This window comes from Eubacterium sp. AF19-12LB, assembly GCF_003479125.1.
Classification (GTDB): domain Bacteria; phylum Bacillota; class Clostridia; order Lachnospirales; family Lachnospiraceae; genus Eubacterium_U; species Eubacterium_U album.
Map to the genome: position 1 here is coordinate 149,595 of NZ_QUGP01000003.1, position 20,143 is coordinate 169,737.

General features: G+C 32.2%; 17 protein-coding genes. 14 read left to right on the forward strand and 3 right to left on the reverse strand.

The features are described 5' to 3' along the window. Nucleotides 1-60: 60 nt before the first annotated feature. On the reverse strand, nt 61-1,218 hold the full coding sequence (locus DWX29_RS03875) for a helix-turn-helix transcriptional regulator (protein ID WP_147365038.1): 1,158 nt from the start codon (nt 1,216-1,218) through the stop codon (nt 61-63). A gap of 750 nt (nt 1,219-1,968) precedes the next feature. Here DWX29_RS03875 and DWX29_RS03880 point away from each other — a divergent pair. The 12 genes from DWX29_RS03880 to DWX29_RS03935 all read left to right on the forward strand — a co-directional run bounded on the left by DWX29_RS03880 (nt 1,969) and on the right by DWX29_RS03935 (nt 14,466). Continuing rightward, on the forward strand, nt 1,969-2,385 hold the full coding sequence (locus DWX29_RS03880; RefSeq protein ID WP_022089413.1) for a hypothetical protein: 417 nt from the start codon (nt 1,969-1,971) through the stop codon (nt 2,383-2,385). 783 nt (nt 2,386-3,168) lie between these two features. Beyond that, nucleotides 3,169-3,738: an AAA family ATPase gene (locus DWX29_RS03885; RefSeq protein ID WP_022089412.1), complete on the forward strand. Its 570-nt coding sequence runs from the start codon at nt 3,169-3,171 to the stop codon at nt 3,736-3,738. A gap of 217 nt (nt 3,739-3,955) precedes the next feature. Beyond that, nucleotides 3,956-5,416: a glutamate--tRNA ligase gene (gltX, locus tag DWX29_RS03890; RefSeq protein ID WP_118565222.1), complete on the forward strand. Its 1,461-nt coding sequence runs from the start codon at nt 3,956-3,958 to the stop codon at nt 5,414-5,416. Between the two features lie 260 nt (nt 5,417-5,676). Continuing rightward, on the forward strand, nt 5,677-7,515 hold the full coding sequence (locus DWX29_RS03895) for an ATP-dependent helicase (RefSeq protein ID WP_117910005.1): 1,839 nt from the start codon (nt 5,677-5,679) through the stop codon (nt 7,513-7,515). 52 nt (nt 7,516-7,567) lie between these two features. Beyond that, nucleotides 7,568-7,870, forward strand: coding sequence for a DUF1292 domain-containing protein (locus tag DWX29_RS03900; protein WP_022089409.1), 303 nt, complete (start codon nt 7,568-7,570; stop codon nt 7,868-7,870). Nucleotides 7,871-7,900: 30 nt separating this feature from the next. Continuing rightward, nucleotides 7,901-8,434, forward strand: a complete 534-nt coding sequence (locus DWX29_RS03905; RefSeq protein ID WP_117910006.1) for an SH3 domain-containing protein — start codon at nt 7,901-7,903, stop codon at nt 8,432-8,434. Nucleotides 8,435-8,646: 212 nt separating this feature from the next. Then, nucleotides 8,647-9,945 (forward strand): folylpolyglutamate synthase/dihydrofolate synthase family protein, encoded by a 1,299-nt coding sequence (locus tag DWX29_RS03910; RefSeq protein ID WP_117910007.1) that lies wholly within the window; start codon nt 8,647-8,649, stop codon nt 9,943-9,945. Between the two features lie 20 nt (nt 9,946-9,965). Next, nucleotides 9,966-10,526: a GTP cyclohydrolase I FolE gene (gene folE, locus DWX29_RS03915; protein WP_022089406.1), complete on the forward strand. Its 561-nt coding sequence runs from the start codon at nt 9,966-9,968 to the stop codon at nt 10,524-10,526. Then, nucleotides 10,517-11,326 (forward strand): dihydropteroate synthase, encoded by an 810-nt coding sequence (gene folP / locus DWX29_RS03920; protein ID WP_118565223.1) that lies wholly within the window; start codon nt 10,517-10,519, stop codon nt 11,324-11,326. Before folE ends, folP begins: the two co-directional genes overlap by 10 nt. 129 nt (nt 11,327-11,455) lie before the next feature. After that, nucleotides 11,456-12,328 carry a 2-amino-4-hydroxy-6-hydroxymethyldihydropteridine diphosphokinase gene (gene folK / locus DWX29_RS03925; protein ID WP_117910009.1) on the forward strand — a complete coding sequence of 291 codons (873 nt, stop codon included), beginning with the start codon at nt 11,456-11,458 and terminating at the stop codon, nt 12,326-12,328. Nucleotides 12,329-12,351: 23 nt separating this feature from the next. Beyond that, complete coding sequence (locus tag DWX29_RS03930; protein ID WP_118565277.1) at nt 12,352-13,479, forward strand: bifunctional chorismate mutase/prephenate dehydratase; 1,128 nt, start codon at nt 12,352-12,354, stop codon at nt 13,477-13,479. 174 nt (nt 13,480-13,653) lie between these two features. Further along, a complete protein-coding gene (locus DWX29_RS03935) occupies nt 13,654-14,466 on the forward strand; it encodes an alpha/beta hydrolase (protein WP_022089402.1) in 813 nt (270 codons plus the stop codon). An 81-nt stretch (nt 14,467-14,547) separates the two neighbouring features. Here DWX29_RS03935 and DWX29_RS03940 read toward each other — a convergent pair whose 3' ends face one another. Next, nucleotides 14,548-15,462, reverse strand: coding sequence for an alpha/beta hydrolase (locus DWX29_RS03940; protein WP_117910010.1), 915 nt, complete (start codon nt 15,460-15,462; stop codon nt 14,548-14,550). 72 nt (nt 15,463-15,534) lie between these two features. Then, complete coding sequence (locus tag DWX29_RS03945; RefSeq protein ID WP_022089397.1) at nt 15,535-17,169, reverse strand: ATP-binding cassette domain-containing protein; 1,635 nt, start codon at nt 17,167-17,169, stop codon at nt 15,535-15,537. A 320-nt stretch (nt 17,170-17,489) separates the two neighbouring features. Here DWX29_RS03945 and DWX29_RS03950 point away from each other — a divergent pair, with 320 nt between their 5' ends. Both DWX29_RS03950 and DWX29_RS03955 read left to right on the forward strand, forming a co-directional pair. After that, a complete protein-coding gene (locus DWX29_RS03950) occupies nt 17,490-19,310 on the forward strand; it encodes a hypothetical protein (protein ID WP_117910011.1) in 1,821 nt (606 codons plus the stop codon). Between the two features lie 90 nt (nt 19,311-19,400). Next, the gene (locus DWX29_RS03955; RefSeq protein ID WP_158574496.1) at nt 19,401-20,135 is read left to right on the forward strand and encodes a TraX family protein; all 735 of its coding nucleotides are present in this window, start codon (nt 19,401-19,403) and stop codon (nt 20,133-20,135) included. Nucleotides 20,136-20,143: the final 8 nt, after the last annotated feature.

Genomic DNA, 20,143 nt, shown 5'->3' on the forward strand with positions numbered 1-20,143 from the left:
GCGCTTTTTTTTTATGGCGTGTCTCGAACCCGCACGGGTTATCTTAATAAAAGGTAAAGTCTAGTTATTTTTGTTGCTTTTTATTACATTAGCAAATTTTTCACCATTATTATCCATATTGCAACCGATTACAAAGTCAATGATTTCCTGCAATTGTTGTGCCATAAATTCTTTTGTATAAGATTCCATATAACCTATTGCACGGTCATTGTATTTGGCACGTTCAGTCTCTGATGCAAGAACTTCCTGATGATATTCATACATGCTTTTCATTTGTTCTTTTAATTCATCTAAATATTTTTTTGCCTCATCGATATTGTCTAATCGAATTTCTGCAAAAATAATAAACTTATAAATATCTCTCATAAAGCCTCGACAATATGATTTCATTTCTTTTTTCTGGCAAAAAGTTTCCATTAATGAAAGAGAATATTTGCCATGCTCAACAGCTTTCTTAGGATTTCCCCAAGCAAAACTTTGTACTGCATATAAATTCTCTTTGTTAATTGCTCTGACAAAATTTTGAAGATTAACAGTTAAAACTTTACTCATTTCTTCAAATCCATTTTCAAATAAAGTAATTTGAGCGAGTATGCTTTCCTGCAGACGATTCGATTTTATTGTTGGAAGCTGTTCGATATGCTCCCTGGCATATGCATAATTTCCATCATGAATATAAATCCAGGCGAGTGCGAAATGAGCTCTTTCATTCCATTCTCTATCATCTGTAAATCTTATTGCATTTGAACCATATTTAATTGCAAGTTCCCTAAATTCAGACCATTTATCTTCCGCAAAATGATTATAGTGAACAAAACGGCTTAAATTTGCAACCTGCTCTACGAAATAAACTGAATAAATATAATTATCAGGATCTTCGTAGATCTTCTTTAACATGAACTGGCATTTTGCCAATGCAGCTTCCTCGTTGCTTTCTGCATCTGCTTCAATTTTTTCGATGTTTCTCTTAAGATTAATATAGATTTGACTGTCATATTTTTCTTCATTAATGCCAAAAAGTGAGTCCGTAGAAACACGAAGAGTTTTTGCAAGTGGTACAACTAAAGAAATATCCGGCATTCCGGTTCCGTTTTCCCATCTGCTTACCGCCTGTGGTGTTACTCCTACATGCATAGCAAGTTCTTCTTGTGTTAAACCTAATTGTTTACGTATTCTTTTTATATTATTTCCTATTGATTCCATAAAATTTTTAGCCAATAATCTGGCATCCTCCTAATTGATTATCGGTACCGTGATTAAAATATATCATTGAACATTTGACTACACAAACAATGCTCTATTACATGAATTCAATTTTGCGTTGAGTTAAAAAGAGCAGGGGTGTTGTTAAAAAAGTATAACATAGCTTGTTATTAATTTAGCAAAATCTTTAGAATAGTTAAATTATTAATACTGAATGAAAGATAGTAAAAGGTGTGACTATATTGACGGTGTATAGTACAAACACGCTTCAAGCGATGAAAGTGTAATATATAAGTCAAAATACTACCATCATGGCGCAAAACCAGTTAAATAAACACTCAACATATAAAATAGTGTACTAAAAATAAAAAATGAGAACTTTAATTATTCAGTGAAAAAAAGTATTATAATTATTATAAAATTGAAAGGGAGCAGATTATTTATCTGTTCGGATATAGATTTTCCATCAAGGAAAATCAGGAGAGGGTTTAAATATTATATAGTGTAACGGGAGGTAAAAGGGAGCAGTAGTTGCTCTCTTTTATTGTATAAAGTGATAATTTAATTTAAGTATTTTTGTATAGTCATACAAAGTCGTGTAAAGTTGGTGTGATTTTATGGAAATCAAAAATGTAATCTGATATAATAGCAACTAACGGCGACGTCGGTAAGAACGGCTAGTCATGTAACGATTTAGATATATGAAGGTATTGGTTAATTAACCATTATATATCATAAAATAAAAGACGCAAAGGAGACAGAATAATGGGCGAATTAGTTTTTAGAGGCATTCAGGTAAATGAAATCGACATGTCAAATGAATTACAGGGACAGGTAAAGTTAGATATTGAACAGAGAGCATCTTTCAATGTTAAATATACACAGGATATGAAACATTGTATTGCAACTTGTGTAGTAGATATGATGAATAAGAATGCACCAAATGATTTTAATTTCAAAATAAGCGTAAGAGCAAGCTTTGATATTGAAGGAGAAATGGAAAAGAAAGAAGTACATAAGAAAGCATACGATGAAATGTATCCACATATGAGAGCATTAACAATGTCAGTACTGACAACAGCAGGTATGCCACCTATTGTAATTCCAAAGATTAAGATGGATGAAAACAACATCAAAGTTGAATCAGGAAACAAAAAAGAAGAAGAGAAGTTCTATAGCTAAAGTAAAATATAACAATATAATAATAAAGTGAGAAGAAAAATTTCTTAATTATAATTAAATATAACAGTAAAAAATAAGAAAGGATTTTCTTCAATTGCAATTAAATATAATGATAAAAAAGGATAAAAACATTTTTATCCTTTTTTTATTGGTTAAATAGTAAAAATAGGAGAAAAAGCTTCAAAAATTTACAAAAACGACCTAAAAAATGTGCATTATGTATAAAGAAATAGATGAAACATAGAATAAATTTACAAAAAAAATAATATTTTTAAAGAATATTGCAAAAAACGTTTTTAATTATTAAACTAAAGGAGTATTAGATTTTTAGGTAATATAATAATCTAAACCCTTTCAATTTTATGGCATCTTAGAGGCATCTAAGATGCCATTTCCTGTTTCTGATGTAGAATCAATTTGAAAAAAGTGTTTATTCTATAAAAAAGATTCCCATAGTGCTATTAGTAAAAATAAAAAACTCACCATAATAGTACTTGATAGAATCAAAAAAGTTCACCATAATAGTACTTGGTAAAATCGAAAAAACTCACCATAATTGTACTTGATAAAATCAAAAAAGTTCACCATAATAGTATTTAGTAAAATTAAACAAAAATAAAGTAAATAATTAGAGCGACTTTCTTATGCTATTCCTATTGACTAATAAAGAATAGAAGTGGTAAAATAATTTGAAAATCGGGTTTTTTGTAACGATTTTTTTTAGGAAAGAAAATTCTATATTTTACAATAAAGATAATATGTTAGAAAGAGGTTGTAATCATTATGAAGAAATTAATTCTGGTAACATCACCACCAGCATGTGGTAAGACATTTGTAACAAGAAAATTAGCTAAGGCAATGCCTAATTGTGTATATCTTGATAAGGATACATTAATTGTATTATCAAAACAGATATTTGTAGTTGCTAATCAAGAATATAACAGAAGTTCAGATTTCTTTGAAGAAAATATTAGAGATTATGAATATGATGCAATAATGGAAGTTGCATATGAAGCATTAGAGTACAATGATACAGTATTTATCAATGCTCCATTTACAAGAGAAGTAAGACAGCCTGAATATATGGAAAACTTAAGACAGCAGTTATTAAAACGTGGTGCTGAATTAGTTGTTGTTTGGGTTAAATGTGACGTAGAAGTTTGTCGTCAGAGAATGATTCAGAGAGATTCAGACAGAGATACATGGAAATTAGAGCATTGGGATGAATATGTTAAGAAACTTGATTTCTCAATCCCACAGGGAATTAAGAATTTATTTGAATTTGACAATTCATCTGATAACTCATTTAAGGAATCATTAAAGAATGCAGTAGATTATTTCAATAATTTATAATTGCAGAATATTAAGAATTAGAAAAGATAAAAAGGATGTTATTACATAGATAGCTTTTAGCTTAGAGTGTAATGACATCTTTTTTGACGTAAAATATGATAAATAAAGGAATAGAAAAATCTTTAACCTGTCATACGAATCAATAGACAACCTATAAAAAATAAACTATAATAAAAATAGTGTGTAAAAAGAGATACTTAAATCGAGGAGAAAGAAAATGTCAAAGGTTAGAACAAGATTTGCACCAAGCCCAACAGGCAGAATGCATGTAGGAAATTTAAGAACAGCATTGTATGAATTTTTAATCGCAAAACATGAAGGTGGCGATTTTATTTTAAGAATTGAGGATACAGACCGTGAACGTTATGTTGAAGGTGCTGTAGACATCATTTATAGAACATTGGAATCTACAGGTCTTATACATGATGAAGGACCTGATAAAGATAAGGGATATGGTCCTTATATTCAGAGTGAGCGTCAGGCATCAGGAATTTATCTTAAGTATGCTAAGCAGCTTATTGAGCAGGGAGATGCATATTATTGTTTCTGTGACAAGGAAAGACTTGAATCTTTAAAGACAAAGGTAGAAGAAGGTGCTGATAAGGAAATTACAGTTTATGACAAGCATTGCCTTTCATTATCAAAAGAAGAAGTAGAGGCTAATCTTGCAGCAGGAAAGCCATATGTTATCAGATTCAATATGCCAACAGAAGGAACAACAACTTTTGTTGATGAAATTTATGGTGAAATAACAGTTGAAAATAAGGAATTAGATGACATAATTTTAATTAAGTCTGACGGATATCCAACATATAACTTTGCAAATGTAATTGATGATCATCTTCAGAAGATTACACATGTAGTAAGAGGAAATGAATATATTTCATCATCACCAAAGTATCAGAGAATATATGATGCATTTGGATGGGAATCACCAAAGTACGTTCATTTGCCATTAATTACAGATGAAAATCACAAGAAGTTAAGCAAGAGAAGCGGACATTCTTCATATGAAGATTTACTTGAGCAGGGATTTGTTTCAGAGGCAATTGTTAATTATATAGCACTTCTTGGATGGAGCCCTGAAGATAACAAGGAAATCTTTACATTAGATGAATTAATTAAAGAATTCGATTATCATAAGGTAAATAAATCACCATCTGTATTTGACATTGTTAAATTAAAATGGATGAACGGTGAATATATTAAGGCGATGGATAATGACAAGTATTATGAACTTGCAATGTCATATATAAAGAAAGTAATTACAAAGGATTACGATTTAAAGAAGATTCTTGATATGGTAAAAACAAGAATTGAAGTGTTCCCTGAAATTCCTGAAATGGTTGATTTCTTTGAAGAATTACCTGAATATGATGTGGCTATGTACACACATAAGAAGATGAAAACAAATTCTGAAAATTCATTAGAAGTATTAGAGGAATTATTACCAATATTAGAAGCTACAGACGATTATTCAGTACAGAATCTTCATGATGTAGTATTTGAATATATTGCTAAGAAGGAATGCAAGAATGGTCAGGCTTTATGGCCACTTAGAACAGCAGTGTCAGGAAAGCAGATGACACCTGCCGGAGCTTTTGAAATAATGGAAGTTATTGGTAAGGAAGAATCCTTAGCAAGAATTAAAAAAGGAATTGAAATGTTAAAAGCATAGTATATAAAAATATGGGTATATCGCTTTGAGGCGGTGTGCCCATATTTTATGGCCAAATGAGGCTATTATAATAAAGCATATACTAAAATATAAAAAAGTCGAAAACTAATAAAAAGTTATTATCATTACCGCATGGTGTGATAGTAGCTTTTTTGGATATGGATTTTAGTTCGGCAAAAAATAAGTAGGCAAAATTACTGTTGAAAGAATATATACAATATGATACCATCTAAAAAGAGAGATGCCGCGAAAGGTGACATATGTTTAATGAAAGTCAGTTAGAGGCAATAAATCATATTGATGGACCTGCATTAGTATTAGCGGGTCCTGGCAGTGGAAAAACAACGGTAATTACCAGAAGAACAAAGAAACTTATAGAGGAAGGAGTAAGTCCTGATAATATTCTTGTAGTTACATTTACGAAGGCAGCAGCAGTAGAAATGCAGGAAAGATTTACGAATCTGATGAATGAATCTGATAGTAATAGAAACGAAATAATAACTTATCCTGTTTCGTTTGGAACATTTCACAGTATATTTTATAGGATTATACAAGATAGTAATGGAAGAAAGTGTTCGATATTAACAGAGCAGAATAAGGCAGATATTATCAAGGAGATAGTTGCCAGATTAAAAGTACAGACTAATGATTTGATGGAGTTTACAAGATGTATAATCGGAGAAATAAGCAAAGTAAAGGGGAATGGAATACCTTTAGATGAATACGAATCATTAGTGTGCAAAAAGGAAGAATTTGACAGGATTTATGCTGAGTATAATTGTGAATTGAGAGAAAATAATAATATAGACTTTGATGACATGGTAATTATATGTAATGAAATATTTAAAAATGATGAAAAAGCATTACAAAAATGGCGGGATAAATATAGATATGTATTAATAGATGAGTTTCAGGATATTAATAAAATGCAGTATGAAAATATAAAAATGTTAATAACTCCGAGAAATAATGTTTTTATAGTAGGGGATGATGACCAGGCAATTTATGGATTCAGGGGTTCTGTACCAAGGCTGATGTTTGATTTTAAGAAGGATTTTCCTGATTGTAAAGAAATTTTATTAAACATCAATTACAGATGTCCGGAGGAAGTTTTACAGATGTCGTTAAGTCTCATTGAAAATAATAAAGAAAGATTTAGTAAAAAAATTATTGCAAATAAAAAATTTAAAGATATAAATAAACCTGATGTGAGGATATTTTACAATCAAAAAGAAGAATTTGAATATATAGCAAAGAAAATAAATCAATATCAAAAGGCAGGAATTGAATTAAAAAACATTGCAATACTTGTAAGAAATAACAGCCAGATTCCTTCAATAAAAAATGTGTTTTCGGATTATAGGATTAATTCCAGCGTAAAGAAGAAAAAACAAAGCATATACGATAATTCGGTGGGAAAAGATATATTATCGTATGTAAGATGTGCCTATTCAGATTTGAATAAACCTATTTGTGAAAATGAAGATTTAGTAAGAATTATGAATAAGCCTGTGAGGTATATAAGTAGACAGGTTATGAATGACAATAATATGAATTTTTATAATCTGAAAAAGATATATGGGCATAATGACGAGATAATGAATAACATAAGAAACTTAGAGTTTCATTTTAAAATGATAAGAAGAATGAATCCGGCAGCCTGTGTTTTGTATATAAAGAACGGATGCAATTATGAAAAATATTTGCAACAGTATTCAAAAGAAAAAGGCATAAAATTTTCAAAATTATCAGATATAATAAATATAATTCAGTATGATGCTCAGAAATATGAAACAGTTGAAGCATGGATGAAACATGCAATGGATAATGAGACGGCAAAAGAGTGTGAGGGAGTAAATATAATTACAATGCATAGTGCTAAGGGGCTTGAGTTTGAGGTGGTTTTTATAGTTGATGCAAATCAGGGCCTTATTCCTTCAGCAAGGGCGATAAAACAGGATGAAGTTGAAGAAGAAAGAAGATTATTTTATGTTGCAATGACAAGAACAAAGAAAAAACTGCACATTTTTGGAATGCGGCAAAATCTTGGAAATACAATGCAAATGTCGCAGTTTGTGGGAGAAGCATTGCAATTTTAGGCGGTTTTTGATAAAGTAGTGGTATTAAAAATATAATTAATAGAGGTGAACTATGGGAAAACAGTTTGAAGATGATGAAGATGACATGGATATGTATGTAACAATAGAATTTGATGATGGCTCAGAAGTAGATTACAAAGTAATTGGCATTTTTGAGATTGAAGGTCAGGATTATGTAGCAGTATCTGATGATTATGAAGAAGATAAGCCAGATTTTTCAGTAGAATTTTATCGTCATTATGAAGATGAAGAAGGAACACCTTCAATTGAATCTATACCTGATGATGAAGAATATGAAATGGTAGCAGAAGTATTTGAACAGATTTATGCAGAAGAAGAGGATGCAGAAGAATAAATTGCATCTTAAAAAGGAGGCAGAGTTAATATGCCAAGAACTTATGATGATGAGATACAGCAGAGAATTTTAGAAAGAAAGAAAAGAGCTGAGCAGGCCAGAGAAGAACAAATCAGAAAGAGAAATCAGATTTTTATGATTGGTGGCATAGCTTTAGTTGTTTTAATTGTTCTGATAATAATTATCTCAAAGATTGCTTCCGGAGGAAGTAAGAAAAAGAATGAAGTACCTACTACAACACCTGTGGTAGAGACAACAACTCAGGAACCAACTACTGTTGAAGAAACAACACAGGCGGTACTTACAATGTACACTACAGATACATTAAATTTGAGGCAGTCAGCCAGCACAGAAGCTGAGATTATAACACAGGTACCTTCAGGAAAAGCTGTTACAGTTTTAAATAACGAAGGAGAATGGTATCAGGTTCAGTATGGTGATAAGCAGGGCTATCTTAAAGCAGAGTATCTTAAGGCTGATGAAAGTCAGACAACACAACAGGCTGAAGAGTCAGGTTCAGTTGAAGAAACTACAAGTGCAGTAGAAACAACTTCTACACCTTAGAATGTATTTAGGATTTCGGGAACACAAGTGCGAAGAAATCCGTGTATCATAGGGGCAGAACACCTTTTGACCCCAACATCATATGATATAATAAAAGTTGCAGCATATTTGCTGCAACTTTTATTGTATAGAAAATGTAATTTTTGTTATGAAACATTTATTATGAAAAATGCAAAATATAGAATAAGATTATATATAAAAGAGAGAAGATTATGAATTATAGTGAAGCAAGAAAATTTGTTGAAGAAACTACAAAATATGGAAGCATATTAGGGTTAGATACTATAAAAACACTGCTTGGTGAACTTGGAAATCCTCAGGATAAAGTGAAAATAGTTCATGTTGCGGGAACAAACGGAAAAGGTTCAGTTTTTACATTTGTACAGAATGTGCTTTTACAGGCAGGGTATCATGTTGGCAGATATGCTTCTCCGGCAGTATTTGAGTATAGAGAAATAATTCAGTTTGATGGGAAAAATATAACTGAAGAAGAATTTGCAAAATATATAACAACGGTAAATATGGCTTGTGAAAGAATGGTAAGAAATGGAAAGCACCACCCTACATCGTTTGAGGTTGAAACAGCGTTGGCTTATTTATATTTTTCAAACAAGCCTTGTGACATAGTTTTGATAGAAACAGGTATGGGTGGAGAGACAGACGCAACCAATGTGGAAAAGGAAGCATTATGCAGTGTTATAACATCGATTAGTCTGGATCATATGCAGTTTTTAGGAGAAACTATAGAAGAGATTGCCAGGGTTAAATCTGGAATAATTAAAGAAAACAGTGATGTAGTAGTGGCAAATCAGGATGAAAGCATAATAAATGTTATAAAGTCTAAGGCAGAAATTAAAAATAGCAAAGTTGTTGTAGCAAATGAACCTTACAACATAAAGATAGATGGGTATATAACTTCATTTGACTATGTAACGGCAAATGATACAAAACTGTCTATTAAAATATCAATGATGGGAGCATATCAGTTAATTAATGCCTGTACAGCTATTGAAACGTTAGAAGTCTTAAGAAATAAAGGGTATAATATTTCGGATGAAAATATAATAGAAGGAATGAAGAATGCAAAATGGCCTGGAAGAATGGAGATAATAAATGAGTCTCCGCTTATTGTAATTGATGGTGCTCATAATCCTGGAGCGGCAGTTAAGCTTAAAGAATCTATAGAAATGTATTTTACAAATAAAAGAATAGCCTTTATAATGGGAGTGTTGGCGGATAAGGACTACAGTAAGGAAATAAAAATTGTAGCAGGTTTAGCCAAAAAGATTTTTACAATTACGCCAGATAATAAAAGAGCACTTAATGGTAAAGCGTTAGCTTTGGCGGTTGCCGATTCTAATAAGAATGTGATATTTGAACCAACATTAGAAGAAGCAGTAAAGGAAGCAGAAAAATTGTACAGAAATAATGAAATAGATATGATACTTGCTTTTGGTTCCTTATCGTACTTAGGTGATTTGAAAAATATTATTAATGACGCAAACAGTTAAAGCCGGAAGGAGAGATTGACATGTTTGACAAGAAAAAAATTGAGCAGGCGATTACATTATTGTTAGAGGGTATTGGAGAAGATGTAACAAGAGAAGGGTTAGTGGATACTCCAAACCGTGTGGCACGTATGTATGAGGAACTGCTTTCAGGGATGAATCAGGATCCCGGGGAACATTTAGCAAGGACATTTTCGTGTGATAATAGTGATGTTGTTATTGAAAAAGACATTACATTCTATTCAACTTGCGAACACCATTTAATGCCGTTTTACGGTAAGGCACATATAGCGTATATTCCAAATGGAAAAGTGGTAGGAATAAGCAAACTTGCAAGAACTGTCGAAGTGTATGCAAGACGACTTCAGATTCAGGAACAGATGACTAATCAGATAGCAGATGCTCTTATGGAATATTTGGATGCAAAGGGTGTATTAGTTTTAGTTGAAGCTGAGCATATGTGTATGTCAGCAAGAGGAATAAAAAAGCCGGGAAGCAAAACCATTACAATTGCTTCAAGAGGTGAATTTAATGCAGATAAAGAATTGAAAAGAGAAATTATGGGAGTTTTACAATGCAAATAGGAAAATATTATTTTGATTTAGACAACGAACCTGTTATTATGGGAATTTTAAATGTAACACCGGATTCATTTTCAGATGGTGGTAAATTTAACTCAGTAGACAAAGCTTTAAAGCATACAGCAGAGATGATTAGAGATGGTGCAAAGATAATAGATGTAGGTGGAGAATCTACAAGACCGGGATACACAAAGATAAGTGACGAAGAGGAAATAGAAAGAACTGTACCTATTATTGAAGCAATAAAAAATAACTTTGATGTAGCAGTATCTCTTGATACTTACAAAGGAAATGTTGCCAAAGCAGGTGTGAAAGCCGGAATAGATATGATTAACGACATCTGGGGATTTAAATATGATGAAGAAGTGGCAAAGTCAATAGCCGGAACAGATGTTGCAGCATGCGTTATGCATAACAGACCTAAGGCAGAATATGATAGCTATGTTGAAGATTTGTTAAATGATTTAAGAGAAAGTATTGAGATAGGAAGAAGAAATGGCGTGAAGGACAGCCAGATAGTGCTTGATCCGGGAGTAGGTTTTGGTAAAACATACGAACATAATCTTCAGATTATTAATGAATGTGACAAGGTAGTAAATCTTGGATTCCCTGTGCTTCTTGGAACTTCAAGAAAATCAGTTATCGGTCTTACATTAGATATTCCTGCACCTGAAAGAAGCGTTGGAACATGTGCTACAACTGTTATCGGATATGAAAGAGGTTGCAGAATATTCAGAGTACATGATGTAAGAGATAATTATCAGGCACTTTTAATGGCTCAGGCTATTTGCAAACAAAGATAAGATAATATTTAATGAAAATGAATAAGAAATAAAGTGACATCAAAGTTGAGGTTTTTGACCCCGGCATTATATTTATGTCACTATTATTATAGAAGATAATCTAATTTTAAATATATTAATGGAGTATTTATGGACATTATTAGAATAGAGCAACTTGAGATATTCGCATATCATGGATGTAATGAAGAAGAAAAGAGAGATGGTCAGAAATTTTATGTAGATGCTAATCTGTATACAGATGTAATGACACCGGGACTCAGCGATGATTTAGAGGATACGGTTAATTATGCAAAAGCATGTAAATTTATAAATAAGTTTTTAACTGAAAACAGATTTGATTTAATTGAGGCAGTTGCTGAGCAGACAACAAGGGCATTATTAAAAGAATTTCCGAAAATAAGAAAAGTAGATTTTACTATAAATAAGCCAAATGCCCCTATTAAATTACCATTTGGAAATGTGGCTGTAAGTGTGAGCAGAGAGTGGCATAAGGCATATCTTAGCATAGGCTCAAATATAGGTGATAAAGAGGGATATCTTAATCAGGCTGTAGATATGCTATATGATGATGAAAACTGTAAAGTAGGAGCAATTTCCAAGTTTATACAGACAAAGCCTTATGGTCCGGTAGAACAGGATGATTTCTTAAACGGATGTGTTGAAATTGAAACATTATATTCTCCACAGGAATTATTGAAGGCTGTTAATGCTATCGAGGCAGCAGCTAATAGAACAAGAGAAATTCACTGGGGACCAAGAACATTAGATGTGGATATAGTGTTGTATGACGACGAGATTGTTGCAGACAGTAATTTATTTATTCCACATAGGGAAATGCATAAAAGAGAATTTGTATTAGAACCATTAGTTCAGATTGCACCATATGCAATAAATCCAATAAGTAAAAAGACAGCAGAACAGCTTTTAGATGAATTAAGAGGACAGTCAGAAAATGTTAATTCGGGATGTGCAGGATGTCAGGGCTGTGCAATGAGAAAATAAATCATAGAGAAGCAGGTACTATTATGTTAGATCTTAAAGAAACAAGAGGCGAGATTGATCGCGTAGATAAACAGATTATAGAATTATTTGAAGAGAGAATGGAACTTTGCAAGGAAGTTGCAGAGTATAAACTTTATACAGGAAAGCCTGTATTAGACAGAAAAAGAGAATTGGAAAAAATCGCAGTTCTTAAATCTATGGCTTCAGATGAATTTTATGCTCATAGCATTGAAGAATTATTTGAGCAAATAATGTCAATGAGTAGAAAACTTCAGTATAAGCTTTTAACAGAAGAAGGAATAAATAATGATATAGGATTTGATATCATAAGTAAACTTCCTATGGAAAATGTTAAGGTGGTATATCAGGGAATCGATGGAGCGTACAGTCAGCAGGCAGCAATGAGTTATTTTGGTGACAATGCAACATACCATAATGTGCTTACCTTTAAACAGGCAATGAAAGAAGTAAGAGATGGAGTTGCAGATTATGCTGTACTTCCATTTGAAAATTCAACAGCAGGAATTGTAACAGACGTGTATGATTTATTGGTTGAATTTGAAAATTATATAGTTGATTCATTTGATGTAAAAATCAGCCACTGTTTAAGTGCGGTAAAAGGAACAACTTTAGAAACAATTAAAGAAGTTTATTCTCATCCACAGGCATTAATGCAAAGTAGCAAATTTATTGATGAATACGGATGGAATAAAGTAAATTGTGCTAATACTGCAATTGCGGCACAGATTATATCTCAGGAAAAAGATAATACAAGGGCATGTATTGCAAGCAAAAATGCAGCTAAGCTATATGGATTAGAAGTTTTAGCTGAAGATGTAAATCAAAGCAGTATAAATACAACAAAGTTCATAATAGTAAGCCGTAGAAAGATTGCAAGACGTGAAGCAAATAATATATGTATAAGTTTTGAAATGCCTCATGAAAGTGGTTCATTGTATACAATGCTTTCACATATTATTTATAATGATTTGAATATGACAAGAATTGAATCAAGACCGGTTCCGGGAAAGAAATGGGAATACAGATTTTACGTTGAATTTGAAGGAAAATCAGACCAGCCGGGAGTTGTTAATGCTTTAAGTGGTATTAATGCAGAGGCGTTAAATATGCAGATTTTAGGAAATTATTAAGATTGAGGGAGTGCGTAGCACAGAACAATCAGTAGGCATCAAAGTCGGGGCTTTTGCCTTTTAACGTTATATATATTGTTTTATTAATAAAAATAAAATCCGTTATAAATTTATCAAAATATAACTTTATGACGGATGAAAATACTTTGAATTTTCAAAGGGAAAGGAAAGAATATGATACACAAAAAGATTAGTGTAAAGATAGGGGAGCATCATCCAACAGCTGAGATAACTACATATATGATTGGCAATTCAGAAGAATTGTACGATGGAAGATTAAGACCATTGATTATTATATGTCCGGGTGGCGGTTATGAGATGACGTCTGATAGAGAAGCTGAAGGAATTGCTTTAAAATTCATGGCTATGGGATATCATGCTGCAGTATTAAGATATTCGGTAAAACCGGCAGTTTATCCAACAGCATTATTACAGTTAGCAGCAACTGTTAAGTATTTTAGGGAAAACTCAGATAAATATTACATAGATGCAGACAAGATAATTATCTGTGGATTTTCAGCGGGTGGTCATTTGGTTGCAAGTTATGGAAATTCATGGAATAAAGCACAGTTTACAAATAACAGGGCAAATGGAAATGAAGTATGCAGACCTAATGCACAGATTTTGTGTTATCCGGTTATATCATCAGGTAAATATGGACATAAGGAATCAATAGAAAACCTTTTAGGAGACAGATTTGATGAACTTAATTATAAAATGTCCATGGAAAAATATGTGAACAATGATACTCCACAGACTTTTATATGGCATTGCTTTGATGATGAGACAGTACCAGTAGAAAATTCATTAATGTTTGCAACAGCATTAAGACAGCATAATATACCTACAGAATTACATGTGTTTGCAGGCGGAGCGCATGGAATCGGAACAGCAGGAGAACTTACAATGAGTTCTGACGGATATGGAGTAGTAAAGGAATGTGAATGCTGGATGGATTTGGCAAATGCATGGATAAGGAATATATAAATAGTTGAATGAGGTAAAAAAGTAATTAAAATAATATAAAACCTCCTGTGATACATCTTAATATCACAGGAGGTTTTATATTTATTCTCTTGAAGTTTCAATTCCAAGTTTAATTTCTATAAATTTTAAAATATCATCAAAAACTTCTTCTCTACCCGGTTCATTAAATAATTCATGTCTCATACCGGGATAGGTATTTGAAAAAGTATTCTGGAATCCTCTTTTCTTTAAAAGAAGTACGGATTCTTTAAATTTTTTATCGTTAATTTTGCAAGGATCATCATCACCGGAGATAAACATTATTTCTAAATCACGGTTTTTATTTTTATAGCCATCTTTATTGTAGACATACTGCATTAAAGAAAATAATGAGTAGTAGCCGTTTAGTGTGAAATCAAATCCACATCTTTCGTCTTTGTTATATTTGTCAACCTCATAAAGGTCACTGCATAACCAGGCGTTTTTAATTCCATCTTTTTTAAATGGTTTTTCAAATGGTCCGTTTAACATCCTTGAAATAAAAGGACTTCTGTATCTGTTGCCAACAAAAACCTCCATAACGCGAATCAGAATTTTACCTAATTCTGTAAATGAATTTTCAGATGGTGAACCACATACAACTAAAGCATCAATTTTCTCTGAATGTTTCTTAATGTAACCTCTTACAAGAAGAGAACCCATACTGTGACCAATTAAAATTAATGGAAGATTAGGGTATTCTCTTTTTAAAAATGTAGTATAGTCGTCAATATCCTGAATAAGTCCCTTGTAACCATCTTCGCCAAAATATCCATAGTCGTCAGGAGTAAGAACATTTTCTCCGTGTCCTTTAATATCTGCAATTGCACAGATAAATCCTTTATCACTGAAATATTTAAGTACATGGTTGTAACGATTACGGTGTTCACACATACCGTGAACAAATTCTATAATTCCTATTGCCTCCATATCTCCGGGAGGCAACATTATAGTTGCAGGTCTCATAATATTCTCCATTCTATTACATCATAAAAGTAATATGAATTGTAATGAAAATGATATTTAACAATATATCGTAGTAATACTAAATTAGTTATCAGAATCCTGACCGTCCATTGTATATACAGTACGCTTTCTTGCCATTTCGTCATTTTCAAGATATTCATCATAAGTAGTAACTTTATCGATTAATTTACCGTTTACAATTTCAATGATACGGTTAGCTGTTGTCTGAACTACCTGATGATCTCTTGAAGAGAATAATAATACGCCAGGGAATTTGATTAATCCGTTGTTAAGTGCTGTAATACTTTCCATGTCTAAATGGTCAGTAGGTTCGTCAATAATTAAAACATTAGCACCTGAAATCATAAGCTTTGATAACATAACTCTAACCTTTTCACCACCGGATAAAACTCTAACTTTCTTAACACCGTCTTCGCCGGCAAATAACATTCTTCCAAGGAATCCTCTTACATATGTAGGATCTTTAATCTCAGAATACTGTGTTAACCAGTCAACAATAATGTCGTCACAATCGAAATCTTTTGTGTTGTCCTTAGGGAAATATGACTGTGAAGTCGTAATTCCCCATTTATATGAACCTTCATCAGGTTCCATTTCGCCTGCTAAAATCTGGAATAATGTTGTTTTAGCAAGTCCGTTAGAACCTACAAAAGCGATTTTGTCTTCATGTCCAACTACAAATGAGATGTCGTCTAATACTTTAACACCATCAATTGTCTTTGATAAATGTTCTACAGTTAATACTTCATTTCCAATTTCACGGGCAGGACGGAAATCAATATATGGATATTTACGGCTTGATGGTTTAATGTCGTCAAGTTCGATTTTTTCCAAAGCACGTTTTCTTGATGTTGCCTGTTTTGATTTAGAAGCATTAGCACTGAATCGCTGAATGAAGTCCTGCAATTCTTTGATTTTTTCTTCTTTCTTTCTGTTAGCTTCTTTCATCTGCTTAACGATTAACTGACTTGATTCATACCAGAAATCATAGTTTCCGGCATAAAGCTGAATCTTAGCATAATCAATGTCTGCAATCTGAGTGCAGACTTTATTTAAAAAGTATCTGTCATGAGATACAACAATAACTGTGTTGTCAAAATTGATTAAGAATTCTTCTAACCATCCGATAGCATCTAAGTCTAAGTGGTTTGTAGGTTCGTCAAGAAGAAGAATATCAGGGTTACCAAATAATGCCTGGGCAAGTAATACTTTAACCTTTAAATTACCGTTTAAATCTTTCATTGTGCTGTAATGGTATTCTGTATCTACACCTAAACCATTTAAAAGAGTAGCGGCATCACTTTCAGCTTCCCATCCGTTCATTTCTGCAAACTCACCTTCTAATTCTGAAGCACGGATTCCATCTTCATCACTAAAATCAGGCTTTGCATAAATGGCATCTTTTTCTTTCATAATTTCGTATAATCTCTGGTTACCCATAATAACAGTATCAAGAACAGTATATTCATCATACTGGAAATGATCCTGCTTTAAGAATGAAAGACGCTCACCCGGAGTTATAATAACTTCACCGCTTGTTGGCTCAAGTTCACCTGTGAGAATTTTTAAAAATGTTGATTTACCGGCACCGTTAGCACCAATTAATCCGTAACAGTTACCCGGTGTAAATTTAATATTTACGTCTTCAAATAAGGCTTTCTTGCCAAATCTCAATGAAACATTACTTGTACTTATCATTTAATATTACCTCTCATGAATTTATAATACTCAAAAATTTTCCGTAAATTAGAGTATATCAGTTTTTATCTATTAAAGCAACGGTGAAAAATACATATAAATAGGAAAATAAAATTTTGAAAAATAGCAATTGTGACAATGAAAAATAAAATTATAAGGATGTAAAATTAAATTCAAGGTTTCTCTTATATTTTTACTATGATATAATTACATTTGTATTAGGGTCTGTAATAAGCAATAATGTATTGCGTAAACAACAAAAGCTTAAGTTTACTTACAGATTTTTATGATAAAAATGGTCAGCAAATCAAGGAGGCAGCATGGATATAACTAATATAAAAATCACAAGAGGAAACCCTTTAATAATGGGGGCAAGCGTAATTGGAAATAAAGTTAATTTTGCAATTACCGCAAAGAATACAAGTCAGTGTAAAGTGATTCTTTATGACAGAGAGACAGGAAAAGAAGAACAATTATCATTTGAGGCTTCTCAGGTTATAGGCAATGTTCATGCAATGTCAGTAGAAGGTTTGGATTATAGAAAATACGACTATAATTTTATTGTTGATGGAAATATTGTAACTGATTTATATGCAAAGTCGCTTTCAGGAAAGAAAGAATGGGGAGTACAGCCACAAAATTTAAGAGGAACAATTATAGATGATGATTATGATTGGGAAGGTGATGGCCCGTTGCATCATCCATTTGATGAAACAATAATATATCGTTTGCATGTAAGAGGGTTTACAAAGCATAAGAGTGCAAAGTCAAAGCATCCGGGAACATATCTTGGAATTGTAGATAAGATTCCGTATTTAAAGGAACTTGGAATTACAATGATAGAACTTATGCCGGCGTATGAATTTAATGAAGTATATGTTGAAAAACAGCCGACGTCAATGAAAGGTAGCTTTAGTATTCCTAATGAAAAATTAAATTATTGGGGATATACCGATGGATATATTTTTTCTCCAAAGGCTTCTTACGCTTATGCTAAGGAATCAGGCAGTGAAGTAGATGAATTTAAATATATGGTAAAGGAACTTCATAAGAACGGAATAGAAGTTTCAATGGAATTTTTCTTCCCGGAAGGAACGAATCCAACACTAATTTTAGATTGCCTTCATTATTGGGTTATGAGTTATCACATAGATGGAATTCATGCAAATTGTGAGCCGGCGGTTATGAAGATGATTCAGACGGATAATTTGTTATCAGATACAAAGATTTTTACATATAGTTTTGCTGCAGATACTGATTTTTATAATGACAGACCTGAAATAAAGAACCTTGCTAATTTTAATGATGATTTTATGGTGACAGCAAGAAGATTCCTTAAAGGGGATGAGGATATGCTTAATACCATTTCATATAAGATTAAGGCAAATCCACCGGGAGTAGCCTATGTAAATTATGTGGCAAATCATAACACATTTACATTGTTTGACATGGTTTCATATGACAGAAAATATAATGAAGACAATGGTGAAAATAACAATGATGGTGCAGTATACAATTATAGCTGGAATTGTGGATTTGAAGGTGAAACCCGCAAGAAAAAGGTAATGGATCTTAGAAAGAAGCAGATGAAAAATGCTTTGGCATTAGTATTACTTAGTCAGGGAGTACCGATGATTTATGCAGGAGATGAGATGTGCAATTCTCAGAAGGGAAACAACAATCCTTATTGTCTTGACAATGAAATTTCATGGACAAACTGGAATACTAATGCATGTGCAAAAGAAATATTTGCATATACAAAGGCAATGATAAAGTTTAGAAAAGAACATAAGATTTTACACATGCCTGAAGAATTAAGATTAATGGACTATAAATCATATGGACTTCCGGATATGTCATATCATGGAAGTAAAGCGTGGTATCCGGATTTCGCACATATTAACAGACATTTTTCTGCTATGTATTGCGGAGTATACGCCATGGAGGCAGGAAGAGACGAAGAGGCAGATGTGTATGTAGCCTATAATATGCATTGGGAACCACAGAAGTTTGGAATCCCATCAGCAAGAAAAAAGAAAAAATGGGAATTATTATGCACAACTGATTCAAATACAGCTTACGATGGTGACAGAATATTTACTGCCCAACCAAGGAGTGTGGCAATTTTAATTGCAAAATAATACTAGAAAGGAAAAGCCAATTACAATTTAATGTAATTGGCTTATACATAATCTATGAATTTTCAGGAATTAAATAAAAAAGGAATGGGGATGTATATTGATTTGGATAAATATGGACTATCCTCATTTGCCTTAAAAATTATAGCTGTAGTGACTATGCTTATTGACCATATTGCTATGGCTTTTTTAGCGCAAGGCAGTAGTTTATATATGGTAATGAGAAGTATTGGAAGATTGAGTTTTCCTATATATTGCTTTTTACTTGTTGAAGGATTTTATCACACAAGAGATAAGAAAAAACATTTATACAGGCTTTTGCTATTTGCTGTTGTTTCGGAAGTACCTTACGATATGATACATGGACATTTTATAAATCTATTAGGTCAGAGCGTAATGGTAGGACTGCTTATAGGCTATATAATGATATGGATTTTATATAATATATCAATGTTTAGAATAAGATATCCAAAAATCTTATTAAAAGTATTTAGTTTTGGTACATTAAATTGGATTACCCAGTTAATTGCTGTATTTGGCGCTATGGGACTTGCATATATACTAAAGGTTACATACAGTTATACAGGAATTTTACTTATATTCTTTTTCTATACATTTAGAGAATATCATATAGGAAAAGCAATTGGAAATATGGTATTTAATATGGGATTTTATTCTTTGGGTATTCAATGGCTTGGAAGTTTAAGTGTTATTCCTATTGCCTTTTATAATGGAAAAAGAGGAAAATATAAATGGAAATGGTTTTTCTACCTTTTCTATCCGGTTCACTTGTTTGTACTGGCTGTAATTAAAATAGTTGTCTATTAAAAAGGTTT

Excerpts from the sequence above, each read along its gene's own strand:
- DWX29_RS03885 (WP_022089412.1), top strand. The coding sequence starts at position 3,169 with ATGAAGAAATTAATTCTGGTAACATCACCACCAGCATGTGGTAAGACA.
- DWX29_RS03900 (WP_022089409.1), top strand. The coding sequence starts at position 7,568 with ATGGGAAAACAGTTTGAAGATGATGAAGATGACATGGATATGTATGTA.
- folE (WP_022089406.1), top strand. The coding sequence starts at position 9,966 with ATGTTTGACAAGAAAAAAATTGAGCAGGCGATTACATTATTGTTAGAG.
- DWX29_RS03940 (WP_117910010.1), bottom strand. The coding sequence starts at position 15,462 with ATGGAGAATATTATGAGACCTGCAACTATAATGTTGCCTCCCGGAGAT.
- DWX29_RS03935 (WP_022089402.1), top strand. The coding sequence starts at position 13,654 with ATGATACACAAAAAGATTAGTGTAAAGATAGGGGAGCATCATCCAACA.
- DWX29_RS03880 (WP_022089413.1), top strand. The coding sequence starts at position 1,969 with ATGGGCGAATTAGTTTTTAGAGGCATTCAGGTAAATGAAATCGACATG.
- DWX29_RS03945 (WP_022089397.1), bottom strand. The coding sequence starts at position 17,169 with ATGATAAGTACAAGTAATGTTTCATTGAGATTTGGCAAGAAAGCCTTA.
- DWX29_RS03950 (WP_117910011.1), top strand. The coding sequence starts at position 17,490 with ATGGATATAACTAATATAAAAATCACAAGAGGAAACCCTTTAATAATG.
- DWX29_RS03905 (WP_117910006.1), top strand. The coding sequence starts at position 7,901 with ATGCCAAGAACTTATGATGATGAGATACAGCAGAGAATTTTAGAAAGA.
- DWX29_RS03895 (WP_117910005.1), top strand. The coding sequence starts at position 5,677 with ATGTTTAATGAAAGTCAGTTAGAGGCAATAAATCATATTGATGGACCT.
- gltX (WP_118565222.1), top strand. The coding sequence starts at position 3,956 with ATGTCAAAGGTTAGAACAAGATTTGCACCAAGCCCAACAGGCAGAATG.
- DWX29_RS03910 (WP_117910007.1), top strand. The coding sequence starts at position 8,647 with ATGAATTATAGTGAAGCAAGAAAATTTGTTGAAGAAACTACAAAATAT.
- folK (WP_117910009.1), top strand. The coding sequence starts at position 11,456 with ATGGACATTATTAGAATAGAGCAACTTGAGATATTCGCATATCATGGA.
- DWX29_RS03955 (WP_158574496.1), top strand. The coding sequence starts at position 19,401 with ATGTATATTGATTTGGATAAATATGGACTATCCTCATTTGCCTTAAAA.
- folP (WP_118565223.1), top strand. The coding sequence starts at position 10,517 with ATGCAAATAGGAAAATATTATTTTGATTTAGACAACGAACCTGTTATT.
- DWX29_RS03930 (WP_118565277.1), top strand. The coding sequence starts at position 12,352 with ATGTTAGATCTTAAAGAAACAAGAGGCGAGATTGATCGCGTAGATAAA.